Genomic DNA, 21,519 nt, shown 5'->3' on the forward strand with positions numbered 1-21,519 from the left:
TCCGGTCGGCTCGCCCCTGCGCGTCGACGGGCGCCTCCGCCTCAATCGGGCCGCTCGCCCTCCACCGCCTTGGTCTCCTCCACCTCCGGAGCCACCTGACCGTAGTTCAGCACCGCCACCAGGGTTGCGCCGCCGAACAGGTTTCCCAGCAGCGTCGGCAGGAAGAACTTCAGCCCGTAATCGGCCATCGAAGCCGCGCCGGTGACGACGAGGTAGAACGCCTCCACGGAGCCGGCGACGATGTGCGCGAGGCTGCAGAGCGCCACGAGCCACGTCATCAACAGGATCACGAAGGGGGCGGCGCTGCCGGTGGCCGGAAGGAACCAGACCATCAGGGCGACCATCCAGCCGGCGAACACCGCCTTGACGAACGTCGCCCAGAACGGGTGCGCGATGGCGTCGTGGCTGATCGCGGCGAAGGCCTTGAGCACCGGCGGCTCGAAGGCGCCGGCGTGCGCCAGAACCGTCGCGATGGCGAGCGTGCCGAGGATGTTCCCGGACAGGACGATGGCCCAGAGCCGTATGACCCGCAGGGCCGTCTTCACCGAGCGGTCGTGCAGCAGCGGCAGGATCGGCGTGATGGTGTTCTCGGTGAACAGCTGCTGCCGACCCAGCACGACGACCAGGAACCCGACCGCGTAGCCCATCGAACTCACGATCTTCGCCCAGTCGGTCTCGGGCAGGTGGCTCCGCAGGACGCCCGGCACGATCAGCGACAGGGCGATGCTCAGACCGGCCGCGAAGGCCGACAGGAACAGCGCGACCCCGTGGCGCCGCAGTTCCTCGTCGCCCTCGAGGCGGATGACCTCGTGCAGCACGTAGGCGTCCGGTCGCCCGATCTCGGAGACTTCCTTCAGCAACTCGTCGCGCCGGACCTCCGGATCAGCCCGCTTGTCCTTGTCCCGAACCATCCACTCAGCCTCGCTACACCACTCGATCCGAACGGATGTCCGTCACTCAGGCCGACAGCCGTCCCACCAGGGCTTCGACCGCGCTCCGCGCCTTCGCGAGCGCCTCCGCGTCGCGGCTGCGCACCACGATCCGGTTGCGGAACCCCTCCGGCGTGATGGCCGGGTACGAGCCGATGGAGACCGACGGGTGCGCCTTGGCGATCGCGCCGAGTTCGCCCGCGTAGGTGCCCTCGGCCACGCCGGCGGCCTCGATCGTCTCGGACAGCATCGCGTCCCCACCCTTCAGGGTCGGCGCGATCGAATCGAGCATGGCCTGCATGATGCTCGGGACGCCGGCCATGACGTGGACGTTCCCGATCCGGAAGCCGGGTGCCTTCGAGACCGGGTTGGCGATCAGGTCGGCCCCGAACGGAATCCGCGCCATGCGCAGGCGCGCCGCGTTGAGATCCTCCGGCTTGTGTCGCTCCAGCAGCATCGCCCGGGCGCGCTCATCGACATCGATGCCGACCCCGAAGGCTTCGGCCACGCAATCGGCCGTGATGTCGTCGTGGGTCGGGCCGATCCCGCCGGTGGTGAACAGGTAGGTGTAGTGGGCGCGCAGCGCGTTGACCGCCTCGACGATCATGGCGGCCTCGTCGGGCACGATCCGCACCTCCCGCAGGTCGATCCCGGCGGCGGTGAGAAAGTCGGCGATCGTGCCGATGTTCTTGTCCTTGGTGCGACCGGAGAGGATCTCATCGCCGATGACGAGGATCGCGGCGGTGACGGAATCGGAGGGCTGGGTCATGGAACTCTGGCGTCGGGCTGGTCTCGCAGGCAGATAGCGCGACCGCAGCCCACGACTACGCAAACCCCGAGGATCCGATGCAGTTCGCCGCGCCGCTCCTGCCCGGACGGCTCGTGCAGCGCTACAAGCGCTTCCTGGCCGACATCGATACCGATGACGGCCGGGTGACGGTCCATTGCCCGAACCCCGGGGCGATGCTCGGGTTGAACACGCCCGGGGCGCAGGTGCTGCTCTCCAGGTCGGGCAATCCGGCGCGGAAGCTGCCGCTGACCTGGGAACTCGTGGAGGCGGACCTGCCCGGCGGTGCGCAATGGGTCGGCGTCAACACAATGCGCCCGAACGCCCTCGTGGCCGAGGCCTTCCGGGCCGGCGCCATCGCGGCCCTCGCCGGTCACGACGTGCTGAAGCCGGAGGTTCGCTACGCGCAGGCGAGCCGGGTCGACTTCCTGGCGAGCGGCGCGGCCGAGGGCGGATGCCACGTCGAGGTCAAGAACTGCCACCTGATGCGCCAGGCCGGCCTCGCCGAGTTTCCGGACTGCAAGGCCGCCCGTAGCGCCCGGCACATGCGCGACCTCGCCCAGGTCGTGGCCGAGGGCGGCCGGGCGCTGGTGGTCATCGTCGTGCAGATGCAGGCCGAGGCCTTCGATGTCGCCCGGGACATCGACCCCGCCTTCGACCGGGCTTTCCGGGAGGCCCGGGCGGCGGGTGTGGCGGTCCACGCCTATCGATGCGCCGTCGGGCCGGAGGGCGTCGCCATCGCCGCGGAGATTCCGGTGATCACCCCGCCCTGACGTCGGGACGCTCGAACATCAGGTTCAGCCGCGACCGCGAGATCTCGCGGTAGCCATAGGTCGCAAGATGGGTCGGCAGGTCGAGCTGCCACTGCCCGCTGCCGTTCTCGATCAGCAGCATCCGCGGCAGCAGCGCCTCAGGCGCCTCGCGCAGGAACGGCTCCAGGATCAGGTCCTCCGCGCCCTCGACGTCGAGCTTGATCGCGTCGACCCGGCTCAGGCCTTCGCTGCGCAGGAGATCCAGCAGCGTGACCGCCGGGACGGTGATCCGCGCGCCTTCGTTGGTGCCGACGATGCGCAGGCTCGACTCGCCGCGGTTGCGGGGATCGATGAACAGGGTCAGCTCGCCGGCCTTGTCGGCCACCGCGCAGGCGACGGCCTTGACGGTGTGGAACGGGTTCTGGGCGATGTTGTAGGTCAGGCGGTCGAACACGTCGGGCTGCGGTTCGACGGCCACGATCCGGGCCGCCGGACCCGAGAACGCCGCGACGCATAGGGCGTAGGCGCCGATATTGGCGCCGATGTCGAGGAACACGCAGTCCTTCGGCAGGCGCGCCTGCAGCAGCGCCCGCTCCTCCGGATCGAAGAACTGCGGGGTGAACAGCACCTTCTTCTCGCAGTTGTTGTTGTAGGGATGCAGCCGCATCCGCGCCCCGTAACGGATCACGTCGAGGGGTTTGCCCCCCAGGCGCGAGATCGCGATCCGGCGCAGGAACAGCGCCAGGCGCCGCCCGTACCAGGATTCGGCGGGGATCCGGTTCGTGCGGCGGGTGATCGCCGCCACGAGGCCGGCCGGTTCGTAGGTGCCGTAGGGCTGCGTGTCCGTCATGACCGCCGCGGTTTGCCAGCCGGCGCTCCGCCCCGCAAGCGGATCGATCCGCGTTGCCCCGGCGCGCCCGCTTGGTCTAAGCCGTGGCCGAGCTTGATGAACACAGGGTGCCCGGCATGGAATCCTTCAATTCCGACGGCGTGCGGATCGCCTATATCGACGTGCCGCCTGCGGACGGAGGAGGCAAGCCGGTCCTGCTGATCCACGGCTTCGCGTCGAACCACGCGGTCAACTGGGTGAACACCCAGTGGGTCCGCGCGCTGACCCAGGCCGGCTACCGGGCGATCGCGCTGGACAATCGCGGCCACGGCGAGAGCGAGAAGCTCTACGACCCGGCCGCCTACAGCTCCGAAGCGATGGCGGGCGACGCGATCCGGCTCCTCGACCATCTCGGCATCGAACGCGCCCACGTCATGGGCTATTCGATGGGCGGCCGGATCACGGCCCACATCGCCCTGGACCACGCGGACCGGGTACGGTCGGCCCTGATCGGCGGCCTCGGCATGCATCTGGTCGAAGGCAAGGGACTGCCCTCCGGGATCGCCGAGGCGCTGGAGGCGCCGGCCGGGACGCCGGCGCCGAACCCGACGGCCGCCGCCTTCCGCACCTTCGCCGAGCAGACCCGCAGCGACCTGCGCGCCCTGGCGGCCTGCATGCGCGGCTCGCGCCAGACGCTCAGCCGGGCCGAACTCGGGCAGATCGAGGTTCCGGTGCTGGTCTCGGTCGGCACCCTCGACACCGTGGCGGGATCCGGTCCGGCTCTCGCCGCCCTGATGCCGGATGCGCGCGCCCTGGAGATCGAGGGCAAAGACCACTCCACGGCGGTCGGAGCCAAGCCGCATCGGGACGGCGTGCTGGCCTTCCTCGCCGCCCAGCCTTGAGCCTTCAGCTCTTCAGCCTGTAGCCCGTCCGGAAGATGTAGGTGACGAGGCCCAGGCACACGCACAGGAACAGGGCGGTCATGCCGAGGCTGATCGCGATGCTCACGTCGGCGCTGCCGAAGAATGCCCAGCGGAATCCGCTGATCAGGTAGACGACCGGGTTGAGCAGGCTCACCGCGTGCCAGAACGGCGGCAGCATGCCGATGGCGTAGAAGCTGCCGCCCAGGAAGGTCAGGGGCGTCACCACGAGGAGCGGCACCAGCTGAAGCTTCTCGAACCCGTCGGCCCAGAGCCCGATCACGAAGCCGAACAGGCTGAACGTCACCGCGGTGAGCAGCAGGAACCCGAGCATCCAGAAGGGATGGTCGATCCGCAGCGGTACGAACAGCGCCGAGGTCGCCAGGATGATCAGGCCGATCAGGATCGACTTGGAGGCCGCCGCGCCGACGAAGCCCAGCACCACCTCAAGAGGTGAGATCGGCGCCGAGAGGATCTCGTAGATCGTCCCGGCGAAGCGCGGGAAGTAGATGCCGAACGAGGCGTTGGAAATGCTCTGCGTGAGCAGCGACAGCATGATCAGGCCCGGCACGATGAACAGCCCGTAGGGCACGCCGTCCACGGCCGAGACCCGGGAGCCGATCGCGGCCCCGAACACCACGAAATACAGGGTTGTCGAGATCACCGGGGCGAGGATGCTCTGCCCTGCCGTGCGCCAGAAACGGCCCATCTCGAACAGGTAGATCGCCCGAACCGCCGGCCAGTTCATGCTGAAGGCCGCGCTCATGCCGGTACTCCTGACCGTGCGTCGTCCCCGCGGACGAGGCCGACGAAGATGTCCTCCAGGGAACTCTGCTCGGTGTGGAGGTCGTTGAAGCGGATGCCCGCCGCGGAGAGTCCGGTCAGCAGCCCGGTGATGCCGGTCCGCTCCGCCCGCGTGTCGTAGGTATAGATCAGCGCGTGTCCGTCCCCGGCAAGCGCCAGCTCGTAATCGGCAAGTTCCGACGGAACGGAAGCGATCGGCTGCTGGAGATGCAGGGTCAGCCGCTTGCGCCCGAGCTTGTGCATCAGCGCCGCCTTCTCCTCGACCAGGATGATCTCGCCGCGGCGGATCACGCCGATCCGGTCGGCCATCTCCTCGGCCTCCTCGATGTAGTGGGTGGTGAGGATCACCGTCACGCCCTGCTGGCGCAGCTCGCGCACGAGGCGCCACATGTCCTGGCGCAGCTCCACGTCGACCCCCGCAGTGGGCTCGTCGAGGAAGAGGATCCGGGGTTCGTGCGATAGGGCCTTGGCGATCAGGACGCGGCGCTTCATGCCGCCCGACAGGGTCATGAGCCGGCTGTCGCGCTTGTCCCACAGGGAGAGCGCCTTCAGGATGCGCTCGATGTGGCCGGGGTCTGGCCGCAGGCCGAACAGCCCCCGGGAGAAGCTCACCGTATTCACCACCGTCTCGAAGGCGTCGGTGGTCAGTTCCTGTGGCACGAGGCCGATGGCCCGGCGGGCGGCGCGGTAATCGCCGGCGATGTCATGACCGTCGACCAGCACGGTGCCGGAACTCGGCGTGACGATGCCGCAGACGATGTTGATCAGAGTCGACTTGCCGGCCCCGTTCGGGCCGAGGAGCGCGAAGATCTCGCCGCGCTCGATGGCGAGGTCGATGTCGCGCAGGGCGGTGAAACCGGACGTGTAGGTCTTCGACAGCTTCGAGATGGAGAGGATCGGCATCGGGGCCTGAAGCGAGTTGGGGCTTGCGCGGAGACGGCGACGGCGTTCCGGCTCCGGACATGCGGTGGGCCGACCGTGCGGGCCGCCTTCGGAAACGGAGGCCCCTATAGCATGCCGACATCGCGGCGCTCACAGAGCCCGCGTGCGCAACCGCACCGCGGGGGGCTTCGCCTCTCAGGCGCGACTGTAGCGCTCCGCCAGCACCACGCACGCCTTGCGGAGTTCCGGGTCCTCGATCCGCGAGAAGGCCGACAACAGGGCGGCACACTCGGAGGCGCTCGGGCCGTTGGGGCTCAGAGAGGCGGCCGGCCTTCGGAAGGTCGAGATCGGGATCTCCAGGGCCTCGGCAATCTGGCGCAGCAGCGATTCGCGCTCGCGCGCGGTTTTCGCCTTGCTGTCGAGATCGAATCCACCCGCGTCCGTCATGATTTCCCGGAAACCAATCCTTCAGCCGAGCGCGAAGGCGCTGGATGGCACACCCGCGCCGTCTAAACGGCGCGCGGCACGACCATCCACACTTTTTCGGCGGGTGCAACCTGCCGTTATGTTGCTGCCGCATCTCCGGGGTCTGCGGCCGGACCGGCCGCGAGGAGGCGCACCGGGCAATTGGCTGCCGGTGATCCGCTTTCCCTGGCGCAGGCCCCGAGCCCGCGCTTATTCGCCGCTGAAAAATACAATTGTCGGTAGCGCGAGATCGTCGCTTCTGAGCTGAGCCGTTCTCGATCGTGTCGCAACGGTTTGGACGCAGGGGGACTGCGGTCCAGGCAGCCGCGTCATGCCCCCTCTCCCAACCCAAGCGGGAACGGCGCTAGCCGACGCGTCGGAGCGTGGTGAGCGCGATCAGGCCGATCAGCGTCGCTGCGCCGAGAATGCGACGCCACGGATTCACGCCACGCAGGAGTTCGTCGGCCGCCCACCACGCCAGCGCGAGGTCGGCACCGAGCGACAGCCAGGACTCGACCGGTCCCCGCCCCTGCGCGAGCCAGGCCGCCAGGCTGAAGCCGGCGAACAGCCAGAGGGGCAGATTCGGCCATTGCGCGATGGTGATCGCGCCGGTCCTCCGGTCACGGAAGAGCCAATCGACGATCCGCCCGATGGTCGTGCTCGGGGTTGGAGACATGACGCGAACTTTCCTGGCGTCCGGTGGGGACGTGCGTGTCCGGGCCGAAACGGGGCGTACGCGCAGATCCCGATTTAACCAATTGGTAACTTTAGTAAATGGAAAGCGTCGGTAAATCCCTAACGGAACCTGAAAGGACTCGCGCAAAACCTGTCCTTTCGCTGATGATGCCTCATCGAAGCAGCGGCCAGCCAGCCAAACAACGCGGGGCGATCATGAGCGCACGTCTGGAAGACCTGAAGTTCATGCTGACGCTCAGCGCCGTCGTCCTGTTCGGAAGCGGCCTCGACATCATCCTGCGCTGATCGCTGCGGACAGTCCGTTGCGCAGGGTCGGGATGGCGCGCCCGAGCGCCGCACGGGCGGCCGATGGGCGCGCAGGTTCCGCGCTGCCGCGCGCGGGGTCGAACGGGATGGCGATGACGCGCGACGCAACGTCCGTGTGCGATCCGACGGCGCCGGTCGCCGGCATCTGTCCGGACCGAAGGAAGCTCCGCAACTCGGCGGACCGTGCCTGTCGTTCCGTCCGCATCCTGAGCACCGCGATCACGAGACCGACCAGCCCGACCAATTCCAGGAACGCCGCGACCACGTAGCCCGATGCCATCCGTTTCCACCAACCGTATCGAGGGAGAGGCCGCGGCTCGCAGCGGCTCCGATCGATCTGCGCGGTCGTGGTTAGCGGGGTCTTAACGGCTACGTAGATCGCCGCAGAACCGGACGGCGCGACGGTTCGCGCGGCGCCCGAAGTCCGCGCGCTAAACCGTTTCGAAGGCAGTGTAATATTTTCCGGGCAGGCCCCCGCGGGGGGCCGTCCCCGAGCGATCCTCGGAACGCCGTGACGCCATGGGCTTGCGGCCCCACGCACGGGTGGAGCCGCGGACGTCCTACCACATGTCCAGGGCGACGCGGGCCTCGTCCGACATCCGGCTCTGGTCCCACGGCGGATCGAACACCATGGTCACCGTGCAGGACTGGACACCGGCCACCGCGCCGACGGCGTTCTCGACCCAGCCCGGCATCTCGCCCGCCACCGGACAGCCAGGGGCCGTGAGGGTCATGTCGATGGCGACCTTTCGGTCGTCGTCGATGTCGACCTTGTAGATGAGGCCGAGTTCGTAGATGTCGGCCGGTATCTCGGGATCGTAGACGCTCTTGAGCGCGGCGACGATGTCGTCCGTCAGGCGGTCCATCTCCGCCTGCGGGATCGCGGAGGTGCCCGCGACGGCGGGGGCGTTCATGCCGCCCGTGATGGTGGCGTCGGTGGTCATCGCTTCACTCTCCCCGGTCCCGCGCGGGCGGGACCAGCTCCAACCAGACTATCAGGTGAACAGCATTTCTGCCCTGCCGAGGGCTTCGGCAAGGGCGTCGATCTCCGCCGTGGTGTTGTAGAGGCCGAACGAGGCCCGGCAGGTCGAGGTGACGCCGAAGCGGTTCAGCAGCGGCATGGCGCAATGCGTCCCAGCCCGCACCGCCACCCCCTGCCGGTCGATCACCGTTGCGATGTCGTGGGCATGGGTCCCCTTCATCTCGAAGGCGATCACGCCGCCCTTGCCGGCCGCGGTGCCGATCAGGCGCAGGGTATTCATCGCGCCGAGCCGTTCCTGCGCGTAGGCCGTGAGCTTCGCCTCGTGAGCCGCGATGGCCTCTCGTCCGAGGTTCATCATGTACTCGAGCGCCGCCCCGAGGCCGACGGCCTCGACGATCGCCGGGGTCCCGGCCTCGAACTTGTGCGGCGGGTCGTTGTAGGTGACCGCGTCCTCGCTCACCGTGCGGATCATTTCGCCCCCGCCTTGATAGGGCGGCAGGCGCTCCAGCCATTCCTTCTTGGCGTAGAGCACGCCGATCCCGGTCGGTCCGTAGACCTTATGGCCGGTGAAGACGAAGAAGTCGCAGTCCAGCGCCCGGACGTCGACGGGTTGATGCACGGCGCTCTGCGCACCGTCCAGCAGCACGGGGACGCCGTGGGCATGGGCGATCCGCACGATCTCCGCGGCGGGCGTCACCGTGCCGAGCACGTTCGACATGTGGGTGATCGCCACCATCTTGGTGCGCGGCGAGAACAGCTTCTCGTACTCCTCGACCAGGAAATTGCCCTGGTCGTCCACCGGCGCCCACTTGATCACCGCGCCGCGGCGCTCGCGCAGGAAGTGCCAGGGCACGATGTTGGAGTGGTGCTCCATGATCGAGAGGATGATCTCGTCCCCCTCSCCGATCATCCCGGCCCAGCCCATCGACGAGGCCACGAGGTTGTAGGCCTCCGTGGCGTTGCGCGTGAAGATGATCTCGTCCGTGGAGGCGGCGTTGAGGAACTGGCGCGTCGTTTCGCGGGCGCCCTCGAAGCCCTCGGTGGCGGCATTCGCCATGAAATGCAGGCCGCGGTGGACGTTGGCGTAGCCCGTCTCCATGCAGGCCACCATCGCGTCGATCACCTGACGGGGTTTCTGCGCCGAGGCCGCATTGTCGAGGTAGACCAGCGGCTTGCCGTAGACCTGCTGCGCCAGGATCGGGAAATCCTTGCGGATCGCCTCGACGTCGTAGGTGGGGGTGAGGACGGGTGCGTTCATGGTCGCGACCTTCGGAAGACTTCGCCGATCCCGGGAACAGCCCTCATCCTGAGGTGCCGGAGCGGAGCGGGGGGCTCCTCGGAGCCCCCCGGCTGGTGTTGCGGTGCCTGGCGCCCACCCTGGAGACCCGCTCCCGCGGGCGCCTCAGGATGGGAGTCAGGTCTGGAGAAGCGGCCGGTCACCGAGCGGGACCGGCCGGGATGTCAGCCCCGCGCCTTGAGCCAGGCTTCGATCTCGCCGATCAGCGCCGCGCGGGCGCCCTCGTGCGTGACCGCCTCCACCGCCTCGCCCACGAAGGCCTGCACCAGCAGGCTCTCGGCGACGGGGCGCGGCAGGCCGCGGGCCATCAGGTAGAACAATAGATCCTCGTCCGGCGCACCGCAGGTGGCCCCGTGGCCGCAGGCGACGTCGTCGGCGAAGATCTCCAGTTCCGGCTTGTTCATCATCTGCCCCTCGTCGGTAAGGAGGAGGCAGTCGGACTTCATCTTGCCGTCCGTCTTCTGGGCGGCCTGCCGGACGATGATCTTGCCCTGGAACACGCCGGTCGCGTCGCCGTCGATGATCCACTTGAACTGCTCGCGGCCGACGCCGCCGACGGAGGCATGGTCCGCAAGCAGCGTCGAATCGGCGAGCTGGCCCTTGCGCAGCATGGCGGCGCCGTTGACGACCACGTTCGTATCCTCGCCCGCGACGTGGACGAAGATCTGGTGGCGCGACAGCACGGCCCCGGTCACGAGGTTGACGGTCTCGACCTGCGCCTCGGCCTCGACTTTGAGCGACAGGGTCGAGAGCGCGATCGTGGCGTCCCCCTCGATGTTCAGGCGCGTATGCCGGAAGGCGGCCCTGGGGCCGACCACCACGTCGAGGGCGTCGTTGGGCTGACAGGTCAGCCCGTCCGGCCCCTCGTGGCTCTCCAGCAGGCTGAATTCCGCACCCTCGCCGAGCTGGACCAGCACGCGGGTCGCCGTCGAGAACGGCGCATCGCCGGTGCCGACGAAGCGGAGGTGCAGGGGCAGCTCCGGCTTCGCGCCGGGGGCGACCGTGATCACAGCCCCGTCCGCGAGGAAGGCGGTGTTGAGCTGATAGACCGGGTTCTCGCGGGCCTGGGACACCGGTGCGAGCTGCTTCAGGGCGGCGTCGCCCTTGGTCAGCGCCTCGGACATCGGGGTCACCGTGACGCCCTCGGGGATCCGGTCGAGATCGGACAGCGCGCGGACGAGGTGGCCGTTCACGAAGGTCAGGCGCGCGGCCTCGAGGCCGGCGAAACCCCGCGCCGCGGCGACGGCCGCCTTCGCAACGTCGAGGCTCGGCGCCTCCGCGGGCGGAGCGGCCTCCGTGATGGCGGCGCGCAGGTCGGTGTACTTGAAGGCCTCGACCCGGCGGCTCGGCAGGCCGGCCGCCTCGAAGAAGCGGAAGGCTTCCTCACGGGCGATCGCGGTTTCGCTGGCGAAGCTCTGGCGACCCGCCTCGAACAGCTTCGACAGGCCAGCCTCGGCAGGCGAGCGGAAGTTGGTGACGTCGGCCATGGCTCAGGCCGCCTCGCTGGTGCTGTATTCGGCGTAGCCCGACGCCTCGAGCTCCAGGGCCAGCTCCTTGCCGCCGGTCTTCACGATCCGGCCCTTCGCCATGACGTGCACGACGTCCGGCACGATGTGGTTCAGGAGGCGCTGATAGTGGGTGATCACCAGGAACGAGCGGCCCTTGCCGCGAAGGGCGTTCACGCCCTCGGAGACGATGCGCAGGGCGTCGATGTCGAGGCCGGAATCGGTCTCGTCGAGGACGCAGAACTTCGGCTCCAGGAGCGCCATCTGGAGGATCTCCATGCGCTTCTTCTCGCCGCCGGAGAACCCGACGTTGAGGGCGCGCTTGAGCATGTCCTTGTTGATTTCCAGCCGGTCCGCGGCGGCGTTGACCGCGCGGATGAAGTCGGGGGTCGAGATCTCGCCCTCGCCGCGGGCCTTGCGCTGGGCGTTCAGGCAGGCCTTGAGGAACGTCATGGTGCCGACGCCGGGGATCTCCAGCGGATACTGGAAGGCCAGGAACACGCCGGCGGCCGCGCGCTCGTCGGGCTCCATCTCCAGCAGGTTGTGGCCGTCGAGCAGGATCTCGCCGTCGAGGACCTCGTAGTCCGACTTTCCGGCGATGACGTAGGAGAGGGTCGACTTGCCCGAGCCGTTCGGACCCATGATTGCGGCGACCTCGCCGTCCTTCACGGTCAGGTCGAGGCCGTTGAGGATGCGGTTGTCCTCGATCTGCACGACGAGGTTCTTGATTTCCAGCATTGTCCGGTAGTCCTGTTCGAAGTCGCTGATTGTCCCCCGTCCCCGAGGCCTCGCCGCTCACGCATCCTGGCGTGATGACGGGCGACGCGCTCTCCTCCCCCGTGCGGGGAGGAGCCGGAGTTGGGGTTGGAGCGGAAGGCAGCGCCGAATCTGATCCGGCACCACCCCCAGCCCCGGCCCTCCCCGCAAAGGGGAGAGCGGATGTACACACGCGTCGAGAGCCCTCAGCCCACCGAGCCTTCCAGGCTGATCGAGATCAGCTTCTGGGCCTCGACGGCGAACTCCATGGGCAACTGCTGCAGCACGTCCCGGACGAAGCCGTTGACGATGAGCGCGGTCGCCTCCTCTTCGGAGAGGCCGCGCTGCTGGCAGTAGAACATCTGGTCCTCGGAGATCTTCGAGGTGGTCGCCTCGTGCTCGAACACCGCCGAGGCGTTCTTCGACTCGATGTACGGCACCGTGTGCGCGCCGCACTGGTCGCCGATCAGAAGGGAGTCGCAGTTCGTGAAGTTGCGCGCGCCCTTGGCCTTCTTGTGGGCCGAGACGAGGCCCCGGTAGGTGTTCTGCGAGCGGCCCGCCGAGATGCCCTTCGAGATGATCCGGCTCGTCGTGTTCTTGCCGAGATGGATCATCTTGGTTCCGGAGTCGACCTGCTGCATGCCGTTCGAAACCGCGATCGAGTAGAACTCGCCGCGCGATTCGTCGCCGCGCAGGATGCAGGACGGGTACTTCCAGGTGATCGCCGAGCCGGTCTCGACCTGGGTCCAGGAGATCTTCGAGCGGGCGCCGCGGCAGTCGCCGCGCTTCGTGACGAAGTTGTAGATCCCGCCCTTGCCCTCGTTGTCGCCCGGGTACCAATTCTGGACGGTCGAGTACTTGATCTCGGCGTCATCCAGGGCGACGAGCTCGACCACTGCGGCGTGGAGCTGGTTGTCGTCGCGCTTCGGGGCCGTGCAGCCCTCGAGATACGAGACGTAGGAGCCCTTGTCGGCGATGATCAGCGTGCGCTCGAACTGGCCGGTGTCGCGCTCGTTGATGCGGAAATAGGTCGACAGCTCCATCGGGCAGCGCACGCCCGGCGGGATGTAAACGAACGACCCGTCCGAGAACACGGCCGAGTTCAGCGTGGCGAAGAAGTTGTCGGTCACCGGCACGACCGATCCGAGGTACTTCTGCACCAGCTCGGGATATTCCTGCACGGCCTCCGAGATCGGCATGAAGATCACGCCGGCCTTCGAGAGTTCCTTCTTGAAGGTGGTGGCCACCGAGACCGAATCGAACACGGCGTCGACCGCCACGCGGCGCTCCGGCGCGATGCCCTCCAGCACCTCGACCTCGCGCAACGGAATCCCGAGCTTCTCGTAGGTCTTCAGGATCTCGGGGTCGATCTCGTCAAGCGACATCGCCGCCGGCCGCTTGGGCGCCGCGTAGTAGTAGATGTCGTTGTAGTCGACCTTGTCGTAGGAGACCCGCGCCCATTCCGGCTCCTTCATGGTCAGCCAGCGCCGGTAGGCGTCGAGGCGCCATTCCAGGAGCCACGCGGGCTCGTTCTTCTTGGCCGAGATGAAGCGGACGACGTCCTCGGAGATGCCCTTTTCGGACTTCTCCATCTCGATGGTGGTCTCGAATCCGTACTTGTACTGGTCGAGGTCGATCGAGCGGACCCGGTCAATGGTTTCCTGCACGGCAGGCATCAGCGTCTCCTAGGCATCTCCGGCGTCAAGGACCGGGAAGCGTCTGTCGGAAAGCGGAGGGGTACGGCCGCGTTCAGGCCGCGCGCCCTTTCCGCTTATATAGGGGCTGCAAGACCCGTTCGAAGGCGTCGAGGAAGCATGACACCTCCTCGTCCACCGTGTTCCAGCCGAGGCTGACGCGGAGCGCCCCCCCGGCGAGATCCGGACCGACGCCCATAGCGGCGAGCGTCGCCGAGCGCGTGACCTTGCCCGAGGAGCAGGCCGAGCCCGACGACACCGCCACGCCGGCGAGGTCGAGGGCGATCAGGGCGCCGGGCGCGTCGAGGCCCGGGACCGAGAAGCTCAGGGTGTTGGGCAGGCGCGGCGCTCCCGCGGCGAACACCACGGCGTCGGGCGCCAGAGTCCGCACGCGCGCCTCCATCCGGTCGCGCAAGGCCGACAGCCGCGCCGCTTCCGCGTCGAGGGACTCGCGGGCGATCCGGGCCGCCTCGCCCATGCCCACGATCGCCGGCAGGCTCTCGGTGCCGCAGCGCTGCCGGCGCTCTTGGCCGCCCCCGCGCAGGAAAGCGGTCTCCAGGGTGACGCCGTCCGCCAGCACCAGGGCGCCGACGCCTTTCGGGGCAGCGAACTTGTGGCCCGACAGCGTGAGCGCGTCGAGGCCGAGACCGGTCATGTCCAGGGGGATCTTGCCGGCCGCCTGGACCGCGTCGCTGTGGACAAGCGTCCGGCCGTGCGCCCGCGCCAGGGCCACCACATCGGCCAGCGGCTGGACCGCACCGGTCTCGTTGTTGCCCGCGTGAACCGAGAGGAGCACGCTTTCCTCCGCCAGTTCCGCGAGGCGGGACTCCAGCGCGGCGAGGTCGATCACACCGTCGCGGTTGACCGGCAAGGCCTCCACGGCGGCTTCCGGGAACCGGTGGCCGGCCGCGACGCAGGGGTGCGCCGTGGCCCCGTGGAGCAGGCGCGTCGCGCCGGGCTGCCCGCGGCCGCGCAGCGCCCCCGACAGGACCGCGTTGGCCGCCTCGGTCCCGCCACTGGTGAACACCACCTGGTCGGGCCGTGCGTTCACCAGGGCGGCGACCTGCGCGCGGGCGGCCTCCAGGGCGGCCCGGGCGGCACGGCCCTCCGCGTGGATCGAGGACGGGTTGCCGGGGAGCATCAGCGCGCGCGCCACAGCGTCCGCAACGGCCGGGCGGACCGGGGCGGTGGCGTTGTAATCGAGATAGGCGCGTGCCCGGCTCATCCGTGTTCCGTTAAGGCCTCTGTTGCGGCGCGTCACAATTCCTTGCCCGCGCGGCGGCTCGCCGTGCTAAGGCGCGCCGACAAAATGAAATCCCGCCCGGCCGTGTTCGGTCGGCGTGACAGCCAACGCGATGGGCCGGAGCGGCTTTTTTTAGAATAATTCTAATCGACTAGAACTATTCTAAGAGCGCTTTTATGATGCCCGCGCGATGAGTCAAGGCTGCTGCGCCGCCGCGCCGATCGCCCGGTTGGCGATCTCGACAGCGAGAGACGAGCGATGCCCGAAGTCATCTTCACCGGCCCGGCCGGCCGCCTGGAAGGCCGTTATCAAGCCCCCAAGAAGCGCGGCGCGCCGATCGCGATCATCCTGCACCCGCACCCGCAGTTCGGGGGCACGATGAACAATCAAATTGTGTACAATCTTTTTTACACCTTCGCCAATCGCGGCTTCGCAGCCCTGCGTTTCAATTTTCGCGGGGTCGGCCGTAGCCAGGGCTCCTTCGATCACGGATCGGGCGAACTATCCGACGCGGCCGCGGCCCTCGATTGGGTGCAGTCGGTCAATCCGGAGGCGAAGTCGTGCTGGATCGCCGGCGTCTCGTTCGGCTCGTGGATCGGCATGCAGCTGCTGATGCGCCGGCCGGAGATTGAGGGCTTCATCTCGATCGCCGCGATGGCGAACCGCTACGACTTCACCTTCCTGGCGCCCTGCCCGTCCTCGGGCCTGTTCGTGCATGGCTCGGAAGATCGGGTGGCGCCCGCCCGCGAAGTCATGCCGGTGATCGAGAAAGTGAAGACCCAGAAGGGCGTCATCATCGAGCACCAGATGGTCGACGGAGCCAATCACTTCTTCGACGGAAAGGTCGAGGAACTGACCCAGACGGTGGACACCTATCTCGATAAGCGCCTCGGCAAGCGTGAAGAGGCAGCCTGACGCAGCCGGGACCCCTGCCTTGACGCGGGGAGCCCCGTGGGAATACGGCGCGGGCTTCGGAATTTGAGACTCACCTTCGCAGGTCTGATGTCAGATAGCCCGTCCGACCAACCCGTGGTGCTCCTGGTGGAAGACGACGGCCTCCTGTTGATGGAGGCCTCGGACACTCTCGCGGATGCGGGCTTCACCGTCGTGGAGGCGACCCACGCCGACAAGGCTCTCAAGGTCCTGGAGAATCGCGACGACGTCGGCGTCCTGATGACCGACGTCGACATGCCGCAGGGCTCGATGGACGGATTCGCCCTCGCCCGCCTCGTGGCCCATCGCTGGCCGTCGATTCCGGTGCTGGTGGTGTCCGGCATGGGCACGCCCGGCCCCAACGACATGCCGGAGGGCGCGCGGTTCATCCCGAAGCCCTACGAGCCGACCACCCTGGTCCGAACCCTTCAGGCCTTCATACGCCGCGCGGCGTGACGCCCGGTTGCGCGCGGGGTCACCCCCGGTCCGGGCCTGCAACACCCGACCGAGAGCCATGACGGACAAGAACCGACCGCACCGCTTCGCGACCCGGGCCATCCATGCCGGTGCCGCGCCGGATCCCGCCACGGGTGCACGGGTCCAGCCGATCTATTTCACCAACGGTTTCGTGTTCGACTCCACCGAGCAGGCGGCGGACATCTTCGCCGGACGCCGGACCGGCTTCTCGTATTCGCGCGGCTCCAACCCGACGGTGGCGGCCCTGGAGCGGCGTATCGCCGACCTCGAAGGCGCGAAGGCGGCGGTCGCCGTCTCGTCCGGTCAGTCGGCCATGCTGCTCGTGCTCATGACGCTGATGAAGAGCGGCGATGCCTATGTCGCCTCTCCGCGCCTGTTCGGCGGCTCGCTCGGCCTCATGCGGCGCCTCGACGGCCGCTACGACCTGAAACCGCATTTCGCCCGCGGCATGACCCCGGAGGATTTCGAGGCGGCGATCACGCCGGACTGCCGGGCGATCGTCTGCGAATCGATCGTGAACCCCTGCGCCTCCGTGATGGACCTCGCCGGCATCGCCGCGGTGGCGCGCCGCCACAACCTGCCGCTGGTAGTGGACAACACCCTCGCCTCCCCGGCGCTCATCCGGCCGATCGAGCACGGCGCTGACATCGTCGTGCACTCGACCTCGAAATTCCTGGGCGGCTCCGGCCAGACCATCGGGGGCGTGATCTGCGATGCCGGCCGCTTCGATTGGGCGAAGGTCGGCGGCTACAACCTCATCACCGAGCCCTGGCCGGATTACGACGGTCTCGTCCTGACGGAGGCCTTCCCGGCGACGCCGTTCGCGGCGGCCTGCCGGTTCTTCGGCCTGCGCGACCTCGGCCCCGGCCTGTCGCCCATGAACGCGTTCCTGACGCTGATGGGCATCGAGACGCTGCCCTTGCGGATGGAGCGTCACTGCGCCAACGCCCGGGCGGTGGCGGCTTTCCTCAAGGACCACCCGGCGGTGGCCTGGGTGAGTTATCCGGGGTTGCCGGGGCAGCCCGGGGAGGACCTCGCACGGCGCTACACACCGAACGGGCCGGGCTCGATCTTCACCTTCGCGTTGAAGGGCGGGGAGCAGGCCGCGCTCACGTTCATCGCCGGGCTGGAGTTGATCTCGCACCTCGTGAACATCGGCGAGATCAAATCGCTGGCCATCCACCCGTCCTCCACCACGCACCGGCAACTGCCGGAGCACGAGAAGGCCGCCGCGCAGGTGGGGCCGGAGACCGTGCGGCTGTCGATCGGGCTGGAGAACGAGGCCGACCTGATCGCCGATCTCGTTCAGGCGCTGGACAAGCTGGGCTGAGCGGGGCACCCGCGATCAACGGGCGCGTGCATTCCTCCGCCCGCTCCGTCATCGCGAGCGCAGCGAAGCGACCCAGATTACCGCGCGTCTGGTCGGCATGGCGTCACTGGGTTGCTTCGCTGCGCTCGCAAAGACGCCACCGGTCAGACTCACTTAGCTCTTCGACGCCGCTGCAAACGCCCCCTCAGCGACGCCGCTCCAGGATCGACACGTAGTTGGCGACAGCCGCCCCGCCCATGTTGAAGATCCCCGCGAGGTCCGCCCCGGGCACCTGCATCTCGCCGGCCTCCCCCATGAGCTGCAGGCAGGCCATCACGTGCATCGAGACGCCGGTGGCACCCACCGGATGGCCCTTGGCCTTAAGGCCGCCGGACGGGTTGATCGGCAGCCGGCCGCCCTTCTCGGCCAGACCCTCGCGCACCACGCGGTAGCCTTCGCCGGGGGCGGCGAGCCCCATCGCTTCGTACTCGATCAGCTCGGCGATGGTGAAGCAATCGTGGGTCTCCACGAAGGAGAGGTCGTCGTTGCCGATCCCGGCCTGAGCGCGCGCCTTCTCCCAGGCGAGCCGTGCGCCCTTGAACTCCGTCGGGTCGCGGCGGGACAGGGGCAGGATGTCGTTGACGTGCGCCCGGGCGCGGAAGCCGATCGCCCGCTCCAGCCCCTCGGCGGTCTCGGCGTCCGCCACCACCAGAGCCGCGGCCCCGTCCGAGATCAGGGAACAGTCGGTCCGCCGCAGGGGCGCCGCCACGTAGGGGTTCTTCTCCGAGACCCGGTTGCAGAAATCGAAGCCGAGATCCTTGCGCAGCTGCGCGTAGGGGTTGCCGACGCCGTTGCGGTGGTTCTTGGCGGCGATCCGCGCTAGCTCCTCGCTGCGATCGCCGTAGCGCTGGAAGTAGCCCGCCGCGATCCGCCCGAACACGCCCGCGAAGCCGCCCTCAATCTCGGCCTCCTCCTTGCGGTAGGAGGCGCCGAGCAGGATGTCGCCGGTCTCGGTCACGGTCTTGGCCGTCATCTTCTCGGCGCCGATCACCAGGGCGATCCGGCCGCGGCCGCTGTCGACGAAGTCGAGGGCGGCATAGAGCGCCGCCGAGCCGGTGGCGCAGGCGTTCTCCAAATGGGTCGCCGGCGCATGGGCGAGGCCCGGCCGGTTCACCGCCACGAGGGACCCCTCGAAACCCTGCTTCGAGAAGCCGGTGTTCATCGAGCCGACGTAGATGCCGTCGACCTGGGCCTCCTCGACCCCGGCATGCGCCAGCGCCTCGCCCGAGACCCGGGCGATCAGACCCTCGACATCCGGCTCCTCCAGCTTGCCGAAGGGGGTGTGAGCCCAACCCACGATGCAGGCGCGCGTCATTCCGTGACCTCCCGAGTCCTGTCCGGACGATGGGGCTGCCGAGGCCGGCGATCAAGCCGGACGCTTCAGTTCCCGCCCTCCTCCCCCATCAGGAAGTCGAAGTCGCAGCCCTCGGGGGCCTGGGTGACGGTGCGGCGGTAGAGCGCCTTGTAGCCCCGGCTCGGGACCGGCGGCGGCCGATGGTCCGCGAGCCGGCGGGCGATCTCGTCGTCCTCGACCAGCAGATCGATGCGCTTGTCGCGGATCGACAGGCGGATCCGGTCGCCGTCGCGCACCGCGGCCAGCGGCCCGCCGATGGCGGATTCGGGGGCGATGTGCAGCACGATGGAGCCGAAGGCCGTGCCGGACATCCTTGCGTCGGAAATGCGCACCATGTCCTTCACCCCTGCCCGTGCGAGCTTCTTGGGAATGGGCAGGTAGCCGGCCTCCGGCATCCCGGCCGCGTGCGGCCCGGCATTCTGCAGCACCAGCACGTCGCCCGGCGCCACGTCGAGGTCGGGGTCGTCGATCCGCCGGCTCAGGTCCTCCAGGCCGGTGAACACCACCGCCCGGCCCTCGGACTCGAACAGCTCCGGGGTCGCCGCCGCGCGCTTGAAGATGGCCCCTTCGGGGGCGAGGTTGCCGGTGAGTGCCACCAGCCCGCCCACGGCCGAGACCGGGTTGTCGAAGGCGCGGATCACCGCACGGTCGACCCAGCCCGCGGGCTCGTCCAACCGCTCGGCCAGCGTCCTGCCTTCCACGTCGACGGTGTCGAGGTGGAGGAGCGGGCGCAACTCGCGCAGCAGCGCCCCCATGCCGCCGGCCGCGTGGAAATCCTCCATGTAGCCCTCGCCCACGGGCTTCAGGTCGACCAGCACCGGCGTCTCGTCGGAGATCGCGTTGAAGCGCGCGTAGGGGATGCGGATGCCGAGCCGCCCGGCGATCGCCGTGAGGTGCACGATGGCGTTGGTCGAGCCCGAGACCGCCATCAGCACCCGGACGGCGTTCTCCACCGACTTCCGGGTGATGACCTGGGAGGGCACGATCTTCGACTGGATCAGCCGGACCGCCGCGCGCCCCGATTCTTCCGCGGCCACCAGCCGGTCGGAATGCACCGCCGGGATCGCGGCCGTGCCCGGCAGCGACATGCCGAGCGCCTCGGCGATGCACGCCATGGTCGAGGCTGTCCCCATCACCGCGCAGGTGCCGGCCGTCACGGAAAGCCGGCCCTCGACCTCGGCGATCTCCTCCGCGTCGACGGTGCCGGCCCGGTACTTCGCCCAGAAGCCGCGGCAATCGGTGCAGGCGCCGAGCCGCTGGCCCCGGTGGCGGCCGGTGGACATCGGGCCGGTCACGAGCTGGATCGCCGGCAGGCCGGCCGAAGCCGCGCCCATGAGCTGGGCCGGCACGGTCTTGTCACAGCCGCCGATCAGCACGACGGCATCCATCGGCTGGGCCTGGATCATCTCCTCCGTGTCCATGGCCATCAGGTTGCGGTACATCATACTGGTGGGGTTGAGGAAAACCTCGCCGAGCGACACCGTCGGGAACGGCCGCGGCAGGGCGCCCGCCGCCAGCACGCCGCGGGAGACCGCCTCAACCAGCTCGGGCATGCCCCGATGGCAGTTGTTGAAGCCCGACGGCGTCATGGCGATGCCGACCACCGGCTTGCTCAGCAGGCTCGGCGAGAGGCCCATCGAGCGGGCGAAGGAGCGGCGCAGGTAGCGGGCGAAGTCGCGATCGCCGTAATTGGTCAGGCCGCGGTCGAGCCCGTGCGGTTCGGTGTGTCCGGCGTCTTCGCTCATGCCATCGATCCCTGAAGCCCGGTCTCCGCCGACCATCAGCGCAGGTGGAAGGCGATCCACGCGGCTCCGGCGAGCACCAGTGCAGTAAGCAACCCTTGAGCGATCACGCGATAGCGGATTCTCACGCGGGGAACAGCTCAGGATGACGCGCGCGCAGCGCCAGAAGCAGGGTAAGCGTTTTCAGGTCCGTGATCGCGGCCCGGTCGGCCAGGGCGGCGAGGTCGGCCAACGGCATCTCGACGACGCGGATGTTCTCGTGTTCGCCTTCGGCGCCTCCGCCCGCCTCCGCGCGGTCGGCCTGGCCATAAGGCGCGAGGTAGAGGTGGATCTTCTCGGTGGTCAGGCTCGCGCAGGAATAGGTGGCGCCGACGAATTCCAGATCGTGCAGACGCAAGCCAACCTCCTCGAGGACCTCCCGGCGGGCGTTGTCCGCCGGACTGCCGTCGTCGATCAGGCCGGCGGGCGCCTCGAGCTGGACCTGCTCGCCCGCCGCGAAGAGGGGCGGCACCCGCAGCTCGCGCACCAGGGTCGCGACCTTTCGTGCGGGATCGTAGGGCAGGATCCCCACCGAATTGCCGTGATCCTCGATCTCCCGCTCGACCACCGCGCCGTCGGCGAGGCGGACCCGCGCGATCCCGAAGCGGCTCCAGCCCTCGTGCACGAACCGGATGTCGAGGATCTCGGCCTTCATCGCTTGTCCCTGTGCCTGCAAGGTCTGCTCGATCGCCGAAATCCAACCCGCGCCCGAGACCTTTCGAGGCCGCAGCTGCGCTGCGTCGGCATCAGGCTGGTGT

At 68.7% G+C, this 21,519-nt stretch carries 22 protein-coding genes; 5 read left to right on the forward strand and 17 right to left on the reverse strand.

The features are described 5' to 3' along the window. Positions 1-41: 41 nt before the first annotated feature. Together AC1DXK_RS02520 and AC1DXK_RS02525 are read right to left on the reverse strand one after the other, a co-directional pair. Positions 42-911: a formate/nitrite transporter family protein gene (locus AC1DXK_RS02520; RefSeq protein WP_457105747.1), complete on the reverse strand. Its 870-nt coding sequence runs from the start codon at positions 909-911 to the stop codon at positions 42-44. A gap of 46 nt (positions 912-957) precedes the next feature. Then, positions 958-1,698, reverse strand: coding sequence for a competence/damage-inducible protein A (locus AC1DXK_RS02525; RefSeq protein WP_457105748.1), 741 nt, complete (start codon positions 1,696-1,698; stop codon positions 958-960). Between the two features lie 77 nt (positions 1,699-1,775). Between AC1DXK_RS02525 and sfsA the strand changes: the two genes are divergently transcribed. Beyond that, entirely contained in the window at positions 1,776-2,489 is a 714-nt protein-coding gene (gene sfsA, locus AC1DXK_RS02530) for a DNA/RNA nuclease SfsA (protein WP_457105749.1), read from the forward strand. Here the strand turns inward: sfsA and AC1DXK_RS02535 are convergent. Further along, positions 2,476-3,318 (reverse strand): FkbM family methyltransferase, encoded by an 843-nt coding sequence (locus AC1DXK_RS02535; protein ID WP_457105750.1) that lies wholly within the window; start codon positions 3,316-3,318, stop codon positions 2,476-2,478. The two genes, sfsA and AC1DXK_RS02535, sit on opposite strands and share 14 nt — an antisense overlap. A 116-nt stretch (positions 3,319-3,434) precedes the next feature. Here AC1DXK_RS02535 and AC1DXK_RS02540 point away from each other — a divergent pair, with 116 nt between their 5' ends. Further along, positions 3,435-4,199: an alpha/beta fold hydrolase gene (locus AC1DXK_RS02540; protein WP_457105751.1), complete on the forward strand. Its 765-nt coding sequence runs from the start codon at positions 3,435-3,437 to the stop codon at positions 4,197-4,199. 4 nt (positions 4,200-4,203) lie between these two features. On the opposite strand, the gene AC1DXK_RS02545 is transcribed toward AC1DXK_RS02540, so the two are convergent. The 11 genes from AC1DXK_RS02545 to AC1DXK_RS02595 form a co-directional block, all read right to left on the reverse strand. Continuing rightward, entirely contained in the window at positions 4,204-4,965 is a 762-nt protein-coding gene (locus tag AC1DXK_RS02545; protein ID WP_457105773.1) for an ABC transporter permease, read from the reverse strand. Positions 4,966-4,979: 14 nt separating this feature from the next. After that, positions 4,980-5,924, reverse strand: coding sequence for an ABC transporter ATP-binding protein (locus AC1DXK_RS02550; RefSeq protein ID WP_457105752.1), 945 nt, complete (start codon positions 5,922-5,924; stop codon positions 4,980-4,982). 174 nt (positions 5,925-6,098) lie between these two features. After that, on the reverse strand, positions 6,099-6,350 hold the full coding sequence (locus AC1DXK_RS02555; RefSeq protein ID WP_457105753.1) for a hypothetical protein: 252 nt from the start codon (positions 6,348-6,350) through the stop codon (positions 6,099-6,101). Between the two features lie 382 nt (positions 6,351-6,732). Beyond that, on the reverse strand, positions 6,733-7,044 hold the full coding sequence (locus AC1DXK_RS02560) for a hypothetical protein (protein WP_457105754.1): 312 nt from the start codon (positions 7,042-7,044) through the stop codon (positions 6,733-6,735). Between the two features lie 291 nt (positions 7,045-7,335). After that, positions 7,336-7,635 (reverse strand): hypothetical protein, encoded by a 300-nt coding sequence (locus AC1DXK_RS02565; RefSeq protein ID WP_457105755.1) that lies wholly within the window; start codon positions 7,633-7,635, stop codon positions 7,336-7,338. A 295-nt stretch (positions 7,636-7,930) separates the two neighbouring features. Then, the gene (locus tag AC1DXK_RS02570) at positions 7,931-8,314 is read right to left on the reverse strand and encodes an SUF system Fe-S cluster assembly protein (RefSeq protein WP_457105756.1); all 384 of its coding nucleotides are present in this window, start codon (positions 8,312-8,314) and stop codon (positions 7,931-7,933) included. Positions 8,315-8,365: 51 nt separating this feature from the next. Further along, a complete protein-coding gene (locus AC1DXK_RS02575; RefSeq protein ID WP_457105757.1) occupies positions 8,366-9,610 on the reverse strand; it encodes a cysteine desulfurase in 1,245 nt (414 codons plus the stop codon). 203 nt (positions 9,611-9,813) lie between these two features. After that, on the reverse strand, positions 9,814-11,136 hold the full coding sequence (locus AC1DXK_RS02580) for a SufB/SufD family protein (RefSeq protein WP_457105758.1): 1,323 nt from the start codon (positions 11,134-11,136) through the stop codon (positions 9,814-9,816). A 3-nt stretch (positions 11,137-11,139) separates the two neighbouring features. Continuing rightward, entirely contained in the window at positions 11,140-11,892 is a 753-nt protein-coding gene (sufC, locus tag AC1DXK_RS02585; RefSeq protein WP_457105759.1) for a Fe-S cluster assembly ATPase SufC, read from the reverse strand. Positions 11,893-12,116: 224 nt separating this feature from the next. After that, positions 12,117-13,586 (reverse strand): Fe-S cluster assembly protein SufB, encoded by a 1,470-nt coding sequence (gene sufB, locus AC1DXK_RS02590; RefSeq protein WP_457105760.1) that lies wholly within the window; start codon positions 13,584-13,586, stop codon positions 12,117-12,119. 73 nt (positions 13,587-13,659) lie between these two features. After that, positions 13,660-14,829 carry a cysteine desulfurase family protein gene (locus AC1DXK_RS02595; RefSeq protein ID WP_477296738.1) on the reverse strand — a complete coding sequence of 390 codons (1,170 nt, stop codon included), beginning with the start codon at positions 14,827-14,829 and terminating at the stop codon, positions 13,660-13,662. Positions 14,830-15,105: 276 nt separating this feature from the next. On the opposite strand from AC1DXK_RS02595, the gene AC1DXK_RS02600 reads away from it, so the two are divergent. The 3 genes from AC1DXK_RS02600 to AC1DXK_RS02610 all read left to right on the forward strand — a co-directional run bounded on the left by AC1DXK_RS02600 (position 15,106) and on the right by AC1DXK_RS02610 (position 17,587). Beyond that, complete coding sequence (locus AC1DXK_RS02600) at positions 15,106-15,762, forward strand: alpha/beta hydrolase (RefSeq protein ID WP_043351944.1); 657 nt, start codon at positions 15,106-15,108, stop codon at positions 15,760-15,762. Between the two features lie 87 nt (positions 15,763-15,849). Further along, positions 15,850-16,236 (forward strand): response regulator, encoded by a 387-nt coding sequence (locus AC1DXK_RS02605; protein WP_012317698.1) that lies wholly within the window; start codon positions 15,850-15,852, stop codon positions 16,234-16,236. A 58-nt stretch (positions 16,237-16,294) separates the two neighbouring features. Further along, positions 16,295-17,587: an O-acetylhomoserine aminocarboxypropyltransferase/cysteine synthase family protein gene (locus AC1DXK_RS02610; protein ID WP_457105762.1), complete on the forward strand. Its 1,293-nt coding sequence runs from the start codon at positions 16,295-16,297 to the stop codon at positions 17,585-17,587. 184 nt (positions 17,588-17,771) lie between these two features. On the opposite strand, the gene AC1DXK_RS02615 is transcribed toward AC1DXK_RS02610, so the two are convergent. The 3 genes from AC1DXK_RS02615 to AC1DXK_RS02625 form a co-directional block, all read right to left on the reverse strand. After that, positions 17,772-18,941 (reverse strand): acetyl-CoA acetyltransferase, encoded by a 1,170-nt coding sequence (locus AC1DXK_RS02615; RefSeq protein WP_457105763.1) that lies wholly within the window; start codon positions 18,939-18,941, stop codon positions 17,772-17,774. Positions 18,942-19,006: 65 nt separating this feature from the next. Beyond that, positions 19,007-20,725, reverse strand: a complete 1,719-nt coding sequence (locus AC1DXK_RS02620) for an IlvD/Edd family dehydratase (protein WP_457105764.1) — start codon at positions 20,723-20,725, stop codon at positions 19,007-19,009. Positions 20,726-20,846: 121 nt separating this feature from the next. Then, on the reverse strand, positions 20,847-21,416 hold the full coding sequence (locus AC1DXK_RS02625; RefSeq protein WP_457105765.1) for an NUDIX domain-containing protein: 570 nt from the start codon (positions 21,414-21,416) through the stop codon (positions 20,847-20,849). Between the last annotated feature and the right edge of the window lie 103 nt (positions 21,417-21,519).

The sequence above is a fragment of the Methylobacterium sp. P3_A11 genome (assembly GCF_056403155.1).

Bases quoted from the DNA above. Each gene is read 5' to 3' on its own strand.
- AC1DXK_RS02520 (WP_457105747.1), bottom strand. From the start codon at position 911: ATGGTTCGGGACAAGGACAAGCGGGCTGATCCGGAGGTCCGGCGCGAC.
- AC1DXK_RS02525 (WP_457105748.1), bottom strand. From the start codon at position 1,698: ATGACCCAGCCCTCCGATTCCGTCACCGCCGCGATCCTCGTCATCGGC.
- sfsA (WP_457105749.1), top strand. From the start codon at position 1,776: ATGCAGTTCGCCGCGCCGCTCCTGCCCGGACGGCTCGTGCAGCGCTAC.
- AC1DXK_RS02535 (WP_457105750.1), bottom strand. From the start codon at position 3,318: ATGACGGACACGCAGCCCTACGGCACCTACGAACCGGCCGGCCTCGTG.
- AC1DXK_RS02540 (WP_457105751.1), top strand. From the start codon at position 3,435: ATGGAATCCTTCAATTCCGACGGCGTGCGGATCGCCTATATCGACGTG.
- AC1DXK_RS02545 (WP_457105773.1), bottom strand. From the start codon at position 4,965: ATGAACTGGCCGGCGGTTCGGGCGATCTACCTGTTCGAGATGGGCCGT.
- AC1DXK_RS02550 (WP_457105752.1), bottom strand. From the start codon at position 5,924: ATGCCGATCCTCTCCATCTCGAAGCTGTCGAAGACCTACACGTCCGGT.
- AC1DXK_RS02555 (WP_457105753.1), bottom strand. From the start codon at position 6,350: ATGACGGACGCGGGTGGATTCGATCTCGACAGCAAGGCGAAAACCGCG.
- AC1DXK_RS02560 (WP_457105754.1), bottom strand. From the start codon at position 7,044: ATGTCTCCAACCCCGAGCACGACCATCGGGCGGATCGTCGATTGGCTC.
- AC1DXK_RS02570 (WP_457105756.1), bottom strand. From the start codon at position 8,314: ATGACCACCGACGCCACCATCACGGGCGGCATGAACGCCCCCGCCGTC.
- AC1DXK_RS02580 (WP_457105758.1), bottom strand. From the start codon at position 11,136: ATGGCCGACGTCACCAACTTCCGCTCGCCTGCCGAGGCTGGCCTGTCG.
- sufC (WP_457105759.1), bottom strand. From the start codon at position 11,892: ATGCTGGAAATCAAGAACCTCGTCGTGCAGATCGAGGACAACCGCATC.
- sufB (WP_457105760.1), bottom strand. From the start codon at position 13,586: ATGCCTGCCGTGCAGGAAACCATTGACCGGGTCCGCTCGATCGACCTC.
- AC1DXK_RS02595 (WP_477296738.1), bottom strand. From the start codon at position 14,829: ATGAGCCGGGCACGCGCCTATCTCGATTACAACGCCACCGCCCCGGTC.
- AC1DXK_RS02600 (WP_043351944.1), top strand. From the start codon at position 15,106: ATGCCCGAAGTCATCTTCACCGGCCCGGCCGGCCGCCTGGAAGGCCGT.
- AC1DXK_RS02605 (WP_012317698.1), top strand. From the start codon at position 15,850: ATGTCAGATAGCCCGTCCGACCAACCCGTGGTGCTCCTGGTGGAAGAC.
- AC1DXK_RS02610 (WP_457105762.1), top strand. From the start codon at position 16,295: ATGACGGACAAGAACCGACCGCACCGCTTCGCGACCCGGGCCATCCAT.
- AC1DXK_RS02615 (WP_457105763.1), bottom strand. From the start codon at position 18,941: ATGACGCGCGCCTGCATCGTGGGTTGGGCTCACACCCCCTTCGGCAAG.
- AC1DXK_RS02620 (WP_457105764.1), bottom strand. From the start codon at position 20,725: ATGAGCGAAGACGCCGGACACACCGAACCGCACGGGCTCGACCGCGGC.
- AC1DXK_RS02625 (WP_457105765.1), bottom strand. From the start codon at position 21,416: ATGAAGGCCGAGATCCTCGACATCCGGTTCGTGCACGAGGGCTGGAGC.